The sequence below is a fragment of the Ectopseudomonas khazarica genome, assembly GCF_017915135.1.
Lineage (GTDB): Bacteria > Pseudomonadota > Gammaproteobacteria > Pseudomonadales > Pseudomonadaceae > Aquipseudomonas > Aquipseudomonas khazarica.
In genome coordinates this window covers 4,744,922-4,757,312 of sequence record NZ_CP068551.1, presented here as the reverse complement: position 1 = coordinate 4,757,312, position 12,391 = coordinate 4,744,922, and the positions used below count along the sequence as shown (strand labels likewise).

Here is a 12,391-nt window from a genome sequence, read left to right as displayed (position 1 = left end):
CCCGCATGCCGCACATGGACGGGCAGTCATGACGATCTTCGGCTAATACCAATGTCTAGCTGTCGGCTTTTGCTGGCCAGCTGCTAGTTTGAAGGTGCATCAGAATAACAATAACCGGAGGCGTCTATGACTTCTGAACAAGCAAATGCCGCGGCCTACTGGAAGGCCAATGTGCGGCTCATCACCTGGAGCCTGATCATCTGGGCGCTGGTTTCCTACGGATTCGCCATGATTCTGCGCCCCATGGTCGCGGGTATCTCGGTAGGCGGTTCCGACCTCGGATTCTGGTTCGCGCAGCAGGGCTCCATCCTCTTCTTCATCGGGCTGATCTTTCACTACGCGTGGAGACTGAACAAGCTCGATAAAGAATTCGGCGTCGAGGAGTAGGTCATGAGCCAGTTCGTAATCAACATGCTGTTCGTGGGGGCGTCCTTCGCGCTCTACATCGGTATCGCCATCTGGGCGCGCGCCGGTTCCACCAAGGAATTCTACGTCGCGGGCGGTGGCGTCCATCCGGTCACCAACGGCATGGCGACGGCTGCTGACTGGATGTCCGCAGCCTCGTTCATTTCCATGGCGGGCCTGATCGCCGCCGGTGGTTATGCCAACTCCACCTTCCTCATGGGCTGGACCGGTGGCTACGTGCTGCTGGCGATGCTGCTCGCGCCCTACCTGCGCAAGTTCGGCAAGTTCACTGTGCCGGATTTCATCGGTGATCGCTTCTACAGCCGCGGTGCGCGTCTGACTGCGGTGATCTGCCTGGTAATCATCTCCGTCACCTACGTGATCGGCCAGATGGCCGGTGCCGGTGTCGCGTTCTCGCGCTTCCTCGAAGTGAGCAACTCGACCGGTATCTGGATCGCCGCAGCGGTGGTGTTCGCCTACGCCGTATTCGGCGGCATGAAAGGCATCACCTACACCCAGGTGGCGCAGTACGTGGTGCTGATCATCGCCTACACCATTCCGGCGATCTTCATCTCCCTGCAGCTGACCGGTAACCCGGTGCCGCCGCTGGGCCTGTTCGGTGACCATGCCGAGTCCGGCCTGCCGCTGCTGCAGAAGCTCGATGCCGTGGTCCGTGACCTGGGCTTCGCCGCCTACACCGCTGACGTCGACAACAAGCTGAACATGGTGCTGTTCACCATGTCGCTGATGATCGGTACTGCCGGTCTGCCGCACGTGATCATCCGCTTCTTCACCGTACCGCGCGTGGCCGATGCCCGCTGGTCCGCTGGCTGGACGCTGATCTTCATCGCGCTGCTGTACCTCACCGCTCCGGCCGTGGCCTCCATGGCGCGCCTGAACCTGATGACCACCATCTACCCGGAAGGCACCTCGGCGCCTGCGCTGTCCTATGAAGAGCGTCCGGAGTGGGTCAAGACCTGGGAAACCACCGGTCTGATCAAGTGGGAAGACAAGAACGGCGACGGCCGCATCCAGATGTACAACGATGCCGCACCGGCCTTCACCGCTACCGCTCAGGAGCGTGGCTGGAACGGCAACGAGCTGACAGTCAACAACGACATCCTGGTTCTCGCCAACCCGGAAATCGCCAACCTGCCGGGTTGGGTCGTGGGTCTGATCGCGGCGGGGGCCATCGCGGCTGCACTGTCCACCGCGGCAGGGCTGTTGCTGGCGATCTCCTCGGCGATCAGTCATGACCTGATCAAGACCCTGATCAATCCGAAGATCAGCGAGAAGAACGAGATGCTCGCCGCGCGGATCTCCATGGCCTGCGCGATCCTTCTGGCGACCTATCTGGGGCTCAATCCGCCTGGGTTCGCCGCGCAGGTGGTGGCGTTGGCCTTCGGTATCGCGGCAGCCTCGCTGTTCCCGGTGCTGATGATGGGGATCTTCTCCAAGCGCATGAACGACAAGGGCGCGATCTGCGGCATGGTTGCCGGCCTGGCCATCACCCTGGTGTACATCTTCACCTACCTGGGCTGGTTCTTCATTCCGGGCACCAACATGCTGGCCAATACCCCGGACAACTGGTTCATGGGCATCTCCCCGGCTTCCTTCGGTTCCGTCGGTGCGCTGATCAACTTCGCCGTTGCCTACGCCGTGTCGATGGTCACCGCCGAGCCGCCGCAGGAAATCCAGGATCTGGTGGAAAGCGTGCGTACCCCCAAAGGTGCTGGTGCCGCTCTGAGCCACTGAGCATAATCCTGGCCTGACGCCATCGTTCGATGGTCCAGGGTCTGACAGACGGGCCTCCACGGAGGCCCGTCTTTTTTCGGGAACAGTCGTATGTTGTGGACTTTGCTTGCCATCGTGGTTTCGGGGCTCGGCGCTGCCGGTATTGCCTTGCTGCTGCGCAAACTGACGCGCAACAGGTTGCCCAGGTGGATCATTCCGCTGTTCGGTGGCCTGGGCATGCTGGGTTACCAGGTGTCCTACGAGTACGCCTGGTTCGAGCACCAGCAGCAGCGCCAACCGAAGGAGTCGGTCGTGGTCGCGACCGAGCAGGGGCATGTGTTCTGGCGTCCCTGGAGCTACTTCGTACCCATCACCACGGCCTTCACCGTGCTCGACAGCAAGAGCGTCGTGCGCCAGCAGGTCGCGGATGCGCGGGTGGCGGAATTCATGCTCTATCGCTTCGAGAAGCAGCATGTCGACCATGTCTCGCACCAGGCGCACCTGCTCAACTGCGAAACGGCCGAGCTGCTGCCGCTGGATGAGCAGAAACAGCCGCAGCTGTCCCAGCTCAAGCGCATCGACAAGAGTGACACCCTCTACCGCCTGACCTGTCAGTAGGTCAGCGCGTGACCTGCCTCGCCGATCTCGCGACGGGGCACGGGTCTTTCTGCCGGCGCATAGACCCAGGTCAATGCCCGCGCAGTGCATCTGCATAGAATCGCCAGCCCCTGATTTTTCGAGCGCGCGGTCATGCCCCGTTTTCCCGAATTGCTGTCGCCGGCCGGCACCCTGAAGAACATGCGCTACGCCTTCGCCTACGGCGCCGATGCGGTGTATGCCGGGCAGCCACGTTACAGCCTGCGCGTGCGCAACAACGAATTCGATCACGCCAATCTGGCGCTGGGCATCGCTGAGGCGCACGCACAGGGCAAGCAGTTCTACGTGGTGGTCAACATCGCCCCGCACAACGCCAAGCTCAAGACCTTCCTCAAGGACCTGGCGCCGGTGATCGAGATGGCGCCCGACGCGCTGATCATGTCCGACCCCGGCCTGATCATGCTGGTGCGCCAGCACTATCCGCAGATGCCGATCCATCTGTCGGTGCAGGCCAACGCGGTGAACTGGGCCAGCGTCGAGTTCTGGCGGCAGCAGGGGCTGACGCGGGTGATCCTGTCGCGCGAGCTGTCGCTGGAGGAGATCGGGGAAATCCGCACCCAGGTGCCGGGCATGGAGCTGGAGGTATTCGTCCACGGCGCGCTGTGCATGGCCTATTCCGGGCGCTGCCTGCTGTCGGGCTACATCAATCGTCGCGATCCCAACCAGGGCACCTGTACCAATGCCTGTCGCTGGCAGTACCAGGCCACGCCGGCAGCCGAGAACGAACTGGGCGAGATCGTGCGTGTGGTCGACCCGACCCTGGGCCAGGGGGCGCCGACCTCTCAGGCCTTCGTGCTGCAGGAAGCGGGGCGCCCGGAGGAGGAAATGAGCGCCTTAGAGGACGAGCACGGCACCTACATCATGAACTCCAAGGACCTGCGTGCGGTGCAGCACGTCGAGCGCCTGGTGCGCATGGGCGTGCATTCGCTGAAGATCGAGGGCCGCACCAAGAGCCACTTCTACGTGGCGCGCACTGCCCAGGTCTATCGCCGCGCCATCGACGATGCGCTGGCCGGCAAGCCCTTCGATCCGAGCCTGCTGGGCAGCCTCGAATCGCTGGCCCACCGTGGCTATACGGAGGGCTTTCTGCGCCGCCACGTGCACGACGAATACCAGAACTACGAGCGCGGCAGCTCGGTTTCCGAGCGTCAGCAGTTCGTTGGCGAGCTGACCGGCGAGCGCCGTGGCGAGCTGGTCGAAGTGCGGGTGAAGAACCGCTTCGCGGTGGGTGATGGCCTGGAACTGATGACGCCACAGGGCAACCTGCGCTTCACCCTGGAGCAGCTGCAGAACGCACAAGGCCAGGCGCAGTCGGTAGCACCTGGCGACGGCCACGTCCTCTACCTGCCGCTGCCGGCGCAGGTGCAGCTGGAGTACGGCCTGCTGATGCGCGATCTGTAGGGCACGAGGGCGGAGGGATAGCGTTTTCGGTGGATGGGTGAAGCGTCATCCACCCTACGGGGTTGTAGGGGCAGGGGTGGATCGCCGGCAAGCCGGCTCCTACGGATCGCGTCAGCCGATACATCTGGCGATTCGCTTCAGTCGCGATGTGGTCGAGCAGGGTGTAGGAGCCCGCTTGCGGGCGATGCGGGCGATGCGCAGGGCGCCGCTACATCGCCTGCTGGCGGCGGCGTCGGCTGGCCAGCTGGCGTTCCAGTTCGCAGAGGCTGTCGATGCCCTGGCGGCGTGCCTTGCTGAACAGCATCAGCGCCAGCTCGGCGGTGACCAGCGCGTCGGCACTGGCGTTGTGGCGCTGTTGCACCTGCAGGCCGAACTCGGCGACCCACTCATCCAGTCCGCCCTGACGCACGCGTGCCTGCGGGCAGAGCAGGGGGGCGATCTCGGCGACGTCGAAGAAGTTGTGCTGCAGGCGATAGTCCAGGCTCTGGCGCAGGGCACGCCCCAGCATGCGCTGGTCGAAACCGGCATGGAAGGCCAGCAGCGGGCTGCTGCCGACGAACTCCATGAAGTCCAGCAAGGCCTCGGCCGGGTCGACGCCGCGTGCCACCTCGCTGGGAGCGATGCCATGGATCAGGGTGCTGGCGCTGGCCTGGTGGTCGGGACGGCGCAGGGTGCACTCGAACTGTTCGGCGAAGTCGATGGCACCGTGGTCGATCACCACCGCGCCAATCGCCAGCACCAGGTCGCGGCGCATGTTCAGGCCGGTGGTCTCCAGGTCCAGCACGACGATGCGCTGCTGGTGCAGCGGCCGCTCATCGAGCGGCGCGGGTGCACTCAGGGCCTGGCGACGTTGCAACTGCTGCTGGGTCAGGGCCGGGCCACGGCCGGTGAACCAGGTGAACTTGCTCATAGCTGATACCTCATGGCCAGGCTGCTCTGCAGTCGCTGAGCCTGGCGGAAGGACTCGCGCAGGATACGCCGGTCCAGGTGATTCAGGTGATCGGGGTCGACCCGATTGGAGTAGGGCAGTTCGTCGCGCGCCTGCAGCTGGTGCTGCTGCATGCGGGTTTGCTGGATGAAATGATAGGCCTCCTCGTAGGCCGCGCCATCCAGCGCATCGATCACGCCCTTGGCGACCAGCGCGCGCAGGCGCTCCAGGGTGCCGACCGAGCTGATGCCGTTGGCCAGTGCCAGCAGGCGGGCGCCATCGACGAAGGGCGTCAGGCCCTGCACCTTGAGATCGAGGGTGTCCTTGTCGGCGCCGGAGCGCGCCACCACGAAGTCGCGGAAGCGGCCCACCGGCGGACGCTGGCGCAGGGCGTTCTCGGCCAGCATCTTCTGGAACAGGCTGTTGCTGGCGACGCGTTCGAGCAAGGCGGCGCGCAGCTGTTCGCAGCCGGTATCCGGGCCCCAGATGGTGCGCAGGTCGAAGTAGATCGACGAGCCCAGCAGGTTCTCCGGCGTAGCTTCGTCCACGAAACCGGCGAAGCGCCGCGACCACTCCTGCCGCGACAGGCACAGCTCCGGGTTGCCGGCCATGATGTTGCCCTTGCACAGGGTGAAGCCGCATTGCGCCAAACGCTGGTTGATCTCGACGGCCAGCGGCAGCAGGCGGCCACGGATGGCGGCGGCCTCGGCAGCGTCGGCGGCCTCGAAGAGAATGCCGTTGTCCTGGTCGGTGTGCAGGGTCTGCTCGCGGCGGCCTTCGCTGCCGAAGCACAGCCAGGTGAATGCGATGCCCGGGTCGCCCATGTCCTCGAGGGTCAGCTCGATCACCCGGCACACGGTGTGGTCGTTGAGCAGGGTGACGATGTGGGTGATCTGCGTCGAGCTGGCGCCGTGGGCGAGCATGCGATCGACCAGCAGGCGAATGTCGCTGCGCAGCCCGGCCAGGGTCTCGACCTTGCCGGCGTGGCGAATGGTACGGGCCAGGTGGACCAGGTCGACCCGCTGCAGGCTGAACAGGTCTCGCTCGGAAATGACCCCGCAGAGCTTCTCGTTCTGCACCAGGCAGACGTGGGCGATATGCCGCTCGGTCATGGCGATGGCGGCGTCGAAGGCACTGGCGTCCGGTTGCAGATGGAAGGGGTTGGGGGTCATCAGCCGGTCGATCGGCTGCGCCAGGTCGACGCCGTCGGCGACCACCCGGCGCAGGTCGCGCAGGGTGAAGATGCCCAGGGGCCGTTCGCTCGGGTCCACCACCACGATGCTGCCCACGTGCTGCTCGTGCATCAGCCGCACGGCCTCGCGCAGGGGCGTGTGCGGCGCGCAACCGATGGGTTGGCGCATGGCCAGTTCACCCAGGCGGGTATCCAGCGAGTACTGCGCGCCGAGGGTTTCCACGGCGCGCAACTGCACCTGCTGGTTGACCTGGTCGAGCAGGCTGCTGACGCCGCGCAGGGCGAAGTCGCGCAACGGGTTGGAGACGGCGAACAGCTTGATGAAGGCGTGCTTGGCCAGCAGCAGGCAGAAGGTGTCCTCGGCGGCCAGGTGTTCGGTGCGGGTGGCGCGCTCGCCGATCAGTGCGGCCAGCGGAAAGCATTCGCCTGCGGTGATCTCGAAGGTGGTCTCGGTGCCGCGGCGTGCGCTGTGCGGGCGCTCACCATGCACACGCCCCTGCTTGACGATGTAGAAGTGCTCGACCACGCCATCGGCGGGTTTGATGATCGAGTCGCCCTCGGCATAGAAGCGCAGCTGGCAATGCTCGACCAGAAACGCCAGATGGGCGGTGTCCATCTGGTTGAAGGGGGGGAACTTCTGCAGGAACTCCATGGTGCCGTGGATGTTCTGCAGCACCGCGGTCTTGCCCGCATCGGCCATCGCGTCGGCCTTGCTCATGGGCTTGCGCCTCGCACGTTCGGGATGCTTGCAGTGTGGCCCCGGCACGGCGTTTTGCCCATTGCACCTAAGTAGGGGGCAGCGGCAACGCGCGCCGCACGGGGTTTTGACGAAATTTTTACGTCCCCCCGGGCAGACTTCGCCAGCCCTCGTGTTCCGCAACCAGCAGGCCTTTCCATGCAGCCATCCGTACCCGCCGCCCGAGCCCCGGCTCAGGTCAGCATCGCCAGCCATCTGGCATTCATCCTGAGCAGCGCACTGTGCATGCTGCTGCTGTTCGCGCTGGCGCGCCTGGGCCTGCTGGCCTACAACCATGCGCTGATCGCCGATACGCCGGCCAGCACCTTCGCCGAGGCCTTCTTCAACGGCGCGCAGTTCGACCTGCGCCTGATCGTCTACCTGTGCATCCCGCTGACCCTGGCGCTGCTCAGCGTGCGGGCGATGCGTGCGCGCCACCTGCAGGTGGCCTGGCTGACCCTCGCCACCAGCCTGTGCCTGTTCTTCGCCGTGGTCGAACTGAACTTCTACCGCGAATTCCATCAGCGCCTGAACAGTCTGGTGTTCCAGTACATGCAGGAAGACCTGGGCACCGTGGCCAGCATGATCTGGAACGGCTTCCCGGTGCTGCGCCTGCTGCTGGTCTGGGCCCTGGCCAGCGTGCTGCTGGCCTGGCTGTTCCGCCGCATCGAACGCGCCACCCGTGCACGCGCGAACGCCAGCGCGCCGCACTGGGCGGTCCGCAGTGCGGTGTTCGTGATGTTCCTGCTGGTCTGCGTCGTGGCCGCGCGTGGCACCCTGCGCTCCGGTCCGCCGCTGCGCTGGGGCGACGCCTATACCACCGATTCGATGTTCGCCAACCACCTGGGCCTCAACGGCACCCTGACCCTGGCCAATGCCGCCAGCAACTACTTCTCCGATCACCGTGACAACAGCTGGAAGGCGACCCTGCCGGCGGACGAGGCCAGGCAGGTGACCCGCGACCTGCTGCTGACCCCGCGTGACCGCCTGATCGATGCCGACCAGGCGGCCGTGCGCCGCATCTACACGCCGCCGCCCGAAGGCCAGCTGCCGCAGGTGCGCAACGTGGTGGTGATCCTCATGGAAAGCATGGCGGGGCGCTACATCGGCGCGATGGGCAACCAGGACGGCATCACGCCGAACTTCGATGCGCTGGCCAAGCAAGGGCTGCTGTTCCAGCACGTGTTCTCCAACGGTACCCACACCCACCAGGGCATGTTCGCCACCATGGCCTGCTTCCCCAACCTGCCGGCGTTCGAGTACCTGATGCGCATGCCCGAGGGTAGCCACCAGTTCTCCGGGCTGCCGCAGCTGCTCAGTGCCCGTGGCTACGATGACGTCTACGTCTACAATGGCAGTTTCGCCTGGGACAACCAGTCCGGCTTCTTCGCCAACCAGGGCATGCGCAATTTCGTCGGCCGCGAGGACTTCGTCGACCCGGTGTTCATCGACCCGACCTGGGGTGTCTCCGACCAGGACATGTTCAGCCGTGGTGCCGACGAGCTGGCCAGGCTGGGGCGCCAGGGCAAGCCCTTCTATGCGCTGCTGCAGACGCTCTCCAACCACACCCCTTACGCCTTGCCGGAAAACCTGCCGGTCGAGCGCGTCACCGGCCACGGTTCGCTCGACGAGCACCTGACCGCCATGCGCTACGCCGACTGGGCGCTGGGGCAGTTCTTCGCCAAGGCGCGTCAGGAGCCCTACTTCAAGGACACCCTGTTCGTGGTGCTGGGCGATCACGGCTTCGGCAACGATGAACAGATCACCGAGATGGACCTGTCGCGCTTCAGCATCCCGCTGCTGATGATCGGTCCGGGCGTGCAGGAGACCTTCGGCAGCAGCCGCGATACCGTCGGCAGCCAGATCGACGTGGTGCCGACCATCGTCGGGCGCCTGGGCCTGCCGGTGCAGGCGCAGTGCTGGGGACGCGACCTGCTGGCGCTGCCGCCGGGTGATGCGGGGGTGGCGGTGATCAAGCCGTCCGGCAGTGACCAGACCGTGGGCCTGGTGAGCGGTGACCGCATCCTGGTCAAACCACGTGACCGTGACGCGCGCCTGTATCGCTACCAGCTGGGCCACGACGCAGGTGCCGAGGTGATCGATGACGCCCAGGCGCGTACGGACCTGGAGCGCAAGCTGTCGGCCTTCGTCCAGACCGCGACCGCCAGCCTGCTGGGCAATACCACCGGCGTCTCGCTGGACAAGACGGCGCAGGCCAAGCGCTAGCTGCACAGGCCTGCTTCTGCGGAAGGGGCTTGAGCCGCGACCGTCCAATAAAAAACCGCCCCGAGGGGCGGTTTTTTCATACCTGCTGCGCGGGTATCACAGGCCGTTCTTGGCCTTGTACTCGCGGCGACGGCGGTGCAGGACCGGCTCGGTGTAGCCGTTGGGCTGCTTGCAGCCTTCGACGACCAGCTCCAGCGCGGCCTGGAAGGCGACGTTGCTGTCGAAGTCCGGGGCCATCGGGCGATACAGCGGGTCGGCCGCGTTCTGGCGGTCGACCACCGGTGCCATGCGCTTGAGGCTCTCGACCACCTGCGCCTCGCTGACGATGCCGTGGCGCAGCCAGTTGGCCAGCAGCTGGCTGGAGATACGCAGGGTGGCGCGGTCTTCCATCAGGCCGACATCGTTGATGTCTGGCACCTTGGAGCAGCCGACGCCCTGGTCGATCCAGCGCACCACGTAGCCGAGGATGCCTTGCGCGTTATTGTCCAGCTCGTTGCGGATTTCTTCCGCTGACCAGTTGGTGTCCTTGGCCAGCGGGATGGTCAGGATGTCATCCACCGACGCCGGGGTGCGCTTGGCCAGCTCGGCCTGACGGGCGAACACGTCGACCTTGTGGTAGTGCAGGGCGTGCAGGGTGGCGGCGGTCGGCGACGGGACCCAGGCGGTGTTGGCGCCGGACAGCGGGTGCGCGACTTTCTGCTCGAGCATGGCGGCCATCAGGTCCGGCATCGCCCACATGCCCTTGCCGATCTGCGCACGGCCCTGCAGGCCGGTGGCCAGGCCGACGTCGACGTTGTTGTTCTCGTAGGCACCGATCCAGGCTTCGCTCTTCATGGCGGCCTTGCGCACGACCGCGCCCGCTTCCATGGAGGTGTGGATCTCGTCACCGGTACGGTCGAGGAAGCCGGTGTTGATGAACACCACGCGCTCGCTGGCGGCCTTGATGCAGGCCTTGAGGTTGACGGTGGTGCGGCGCTCTTCGTCCATGATGCCGACTTTCAGGGTGTTGCGGGCCAGGCCCAGCACATCCTCGACGCGGGCGAAGATCTCGCTGGTGAAGGCGACTTCTTCCGGGCCGTGCATCTTCGGTTTGACGATGTAGACGCTGCCGGTGCGGGTGTTCTTGCGGCTGGTGTTGCCGTTCAGGTTGTGCACCGCGATCAGGCTGGTGAACAGCGCGTCCTGGATGCCTTCCGGAATCTCGTTGCCCTCGGCATCGAGGATGGCCGGGTTGGTCATCAGGTGACCGACGTTGCGCACGAACAGCAGCGAACGGCCGTGCAGGGTCAGTTCGCCACCGTCGACCTTGGTGTAGACGCGGTCCGGGTTCATGGTGCGGGTGAAGGTGCTGCCGCCCTTGGACACTTCCTCGGCCAGGTCGCCCTTCATCAGGCCCAGCCAGTTCTTGTAGACCACGACCTTGTCGTCGGCATCGACGGCGGCGACGGAGTCTTCGCAGTCCATGATGGTGGTCAGCGCTGCTTCCATCAGCACGTCTTTCACGCCGGCGGCGTCGGTGCTGCCGATGGGGCTGCTGGCATCGATCTGGATTTCGAAGTGCAGGCCATTGTGCTTGAGCAGAACCGCGACCGGTGCGCTGGCGTCACCCTGGAAGCCGACCAGTTGCGCGTCGTCGCGCAGGCCGGTGTTGCTGCCGCCCTTGAGGCCGACGACCAGCTTGCCGTCGACGATCTTGTAGGCGCTGGAATCGACATGCGAGCCGGCGGCCAGCGGAGCGGCCTCGTCGAGGAAGGCGCGAGCGAAGGCGATGACCTTGTCGCCACGGACCTTGTTGTAGCCCTTGCCCTTCTCGGCGCCACCTTCTTCGTTGATCACGTCGGTGCCGTACAGTGCGTCGTACAGCGAACCCCAGCGGGCGTTCGAGGCGTTGAGGGCGAAGCGGGCGTTCATGACCGGCACGACCAGCTGCGGGCCGGCCAGGCGGGCGATCTCTTCGTCGACGTTCTGCGTGGTGGCCTGGAAGTCCTGCGGCTCCGGCAGCAGGTAGCCGATCTCCTGCAGGAAGGCCTTGTAGGCAGCGGCGTCATGAGCCTGACCCTGGCGCGCCTGGTGCCAGGCATCGATCTGCGCCTGCAGCTCGTCACGCTTGGCCAGCAGGGCACGGTTCTTCGGTGCCAGGTCCTTGATGACCGCGGCGGCGCCAGCCCAGAAGCTGTCGGCAGCGATGCCGGTACCGGGGATGGCTTCGTTGTTCACGAAGTCGTACAGGGCTTTGGCGACCTGCAGGCCACCGACTTGAACGCGTTCAGTCATCACTTGCCTCACTCTCTCTGAGCTCTACTCAAAAGCCACTTCGGGCCCCTCTGAAACTACCTGCGTTGCCATCGACTACGCCTTTGAAGAGGCTCGTCGGAGACGGCCTTGCCGTCTTGTAGTCCAAGGCGCGGCATACTACATCAAGATTCGGGGGAAATGCAGTGGGGATACGTCAGTCCGCGACCGAAAAGGTCTTTTTGGTCATTATCGATACGCTGTGTGTGCAAAAAAGAGTGTCATTGTTTCATAAAAATCGTAAAAACGTACACGATTAATTGCTCTGGCTACTGACAAGCACGCGAATATGGCCTACGCCGCCTCGCCTATACTGCCTGTCATGCATTCTGGAGTGCCTCATGACGGTATCTGCTGCTAGTGCCAATGACCTGGTCGATCTCGTGCGTCTGTTCGCCGGCTACCTGCGTTTCTACCAGGTGCCGAGGGCAGAGTCGGATATCGCGGATTTCCTCGGCGAGCGCCTGCAACGCGGCGACGCGCAGCTGTTCATCGCCCGCGACGCGCAGGGCGTTGCCCAGGGGTTCGTCCAGCTCTATCCGTTGTTCTCCTCGCTGGCGCTGGAACCGGCTTGGCTGCTCAGCGATCTGTATGTGGACGAAGCGTCCCGCCGCGCAGGTGTCGGCGAGGCGCTGATGAACGCGGCCCGTGCCCACGCCGAGGCCACGGGTGCCTGTGGCCTGCAGCTGGAGACGGCGAAGAGCAACCTGGCCGGGCAGCGTCTCTACGAGCGTCTCGGCTATGTGCGTGACGAACAGTTCCTTACCTATTGGCTGGCGCTGAAGCGCTGACCCTGTGGCTATGACATGAGAGAGGGGCA

Annotated in this window: 9 protein-coding genes; 6 read left to right on the top strand and 3 right to left on the bottom strand. The window is 65.0% G+C overall.

Annotation, left to right across the window (positions count from 1 at the left end; all coding sequences use genetic code 11):
• Window positions 1-126: 126 nt before the first annotated feature.
• From JLK41_RS22425 to trhP, 4 genes are all read left to right on the top strand, one after another.
• The gene (locus JLK41_RS22425; protein ID WP_037056334.1) at window positions 127-387 is read left to right on the top strand and encodes a DUF4212 domain-containing protein; all 261 of its coding nucleotides are present in this window, start codon (window positions 127-129) and stop codon (window positions 385-387) included.
• Window positions 388-390: 3 nt separating this feature from the next.
• Window positions 391-2,160, top strand: a complete 1,770-nt coding sequence (locus JLK41_RS22420; RefSeq protein ID WP_150606839.1) for a sodium:solute symporter family protein — start codon at window positions 391-393, stop codon at window positions 2,158-2,160.
• Between the two features lie 90 nt (window positions 2,161-2,250).
• Window positions 2,251-2,757 (top strand): hypothetical protein, encoded by a 507-nt coding sequence (locus tag JLK41_RS22415; RefSeq protein ID WP_037056343.1) that lies wholly within the window; start codon window positions 2,251-2,253, stop codon window positions 2,755-2,757.
• A 132-nt stretch (window positions 2,758-2,889) separates the two neighbouring features.
• On the top strand, window positions 2,890-4,197 hold the full coding sequence (trhP, locus tag JLK41_RS22410) for a prephenate-dependent tRNA uridine(34) hydroxylase TrhP (RefSeq protein ID WP_210389857.1): 1,308 nt from the start codon (window positions 2,890-2,892) through the stop codon (window positions 4,195-4,197).
• Window positions 4,198-4,405: 208 nt separating this feature from the next.
• On the opposite strand, the gene JLK41_RS22405 is transcribed toward trhP, so the two are convergent.
• Window positions 4,406-5,107 (bottom strand): 3'-5' exonuclease, encoded by a 702-nt coding sequence (locus JLK41_RS22405; protein WP_037056347.1) that lies wholly within the window; start codon window positions 5,105-5,107, stop codon window positions 4,406-4,408.
• Window positions 5,104-7,035: a putative nucleotidyltransferase substrate binding domain-containing protein gene (locus JLK41_RS22400; protein ID WP_047591877.1), complete on the bottom strand. Its 1,932-nt coding sequence runs from the start codon at window positions 7,033-7,035 to the stop codon at window positions 5,104-5,106. The genes JLK41_RS22405 and JLK41_RS22400 overlap by 4 nt, the downstream gene beginning before the upstream one ends.
• Window positions 7,036-7,212: 177 nt before the next feature.
• Here JLK41_RS22400 and JLK41_RS22395 point away from each other — a divergent pair, with 177 nt between their 5' ends.
• Window positions 7,213-9,279 carry an LTA synthase family protein gene (locus tag JLK41_RS22395; RefSeq protein ID WP_210389856.1) on the top strand — a complete coding sequence of 689 codons (2,067 nt, stop codon included), beginning with the start codon at window positions 7,213-7,215 and terminating at the stop codon, window positions 9,277-9,279.
• A gap of 96 nt (window positions 9,280-9,375) precedes the next feature.
• Here the strand turns inward: JLK41_RS22395 and JLK41_RS22390 are convergent, their stop codons facing one another.
• Window positions 9,376-11,553, bottom strand: a complete 2,178-nt coding sequence (locus JLK41_RS22390; RefSeq protein WP_210389853.1) for a malate synthase G — start codon at window positions 11,551-11,553, stop codon at window positions 9,376-9,378.
• A gap of 359 nt (window positions 11,554-11,912) precedes the next feature.
• Between JLK41_RS22390 and JLK41_RS22385 the strand changes: the two genes are divergently transcribed.
• The gene (locus tag JLK41_RS22385; protein WP_037056087.1) at window positions 11,913-12,362 is read left to right on the top strand and encodes a GNAT family N-acetyltransferase; all 450 of its coding nucleotides are present in this window, start codon (window positions 11,913-11,915) and stop codon (window positions 12,360-12,362) included.
• The last annotated feature ends 29 nt before the right edge of the window (window positions 12,363-12,391 follow it).

What these genes read in the sequence shown, in the direction of transcription:
- JLK41_RS22425 (WP_037056334.1), top strand. Translation starts at nt 127, where the DNA reads ATGACTTCTGAACAAGCAAATGCCGCGGCCTACTGGAAGGCCAATGTG.
- JLK41_RS22420 (WP_150606839.1), top strand. Translation starts at nt 391, where the DNA reads ATGAGCCAGTTCGTAATCAACATGCTGTTCGTGGGGGCGTCCTTCGCG.
- JLK41_RS22415 (WP_037056343.1), top strand. Translation starts at nt 2,251, where the DNA reads ATGTTGTGGACTTTGCTTGCCATCGTGGTTTCGGGGCTCGGCGCTGCC.
- trhP (WP_210389857.1), top strand. Translation starts at nt 2,890, where the DNA reads ATGCCCCGTTTTCCCGAATTGCTGTCGCCGGCCGGCACCCTGAAGAAC.
- JLK41_RS22405 (WP_037056347.1), bottom strand. Translation starts at nt 5,107, where the DNA reads ATGAGCAAGTTCACCTGGTTCACCGGCCGTGGCCCGGCCCTGACCCAG.
- JLK41_RS22400 (WP_047591877.1), bottom strand. Translation starts at nt 7,035, where the DNA reads ATGAGCAAGGCCGACGCGATGGCCGATGCGGGCAAGACCGCGGTGCTG.
- JLK41_RS22395 (WP_210389856.1), top strand. Translation starts at nt 7,213, where the DNA reads ATGCAGCCATCCGTACCCGCCGCCCGAGCCCCGGCTCAGGTCAGCATC.
- JLK41_RS22390 (WP_210389853.1), bottom strand. Translation starts at nt 11,553, where the DNA reads ATGACTGAACGCGTTCAAGTCGGTGGCCTGCAGGTCGCCAAAGCCCTG.
- JLK41_RS22385 (WP_037056087.1), top strand. Translation starts at nt 11,913, where the DNA reads ATGACGGTATCTGCTGCTAGTGCCAATGACCTGGTCGATCTCGTGCGT.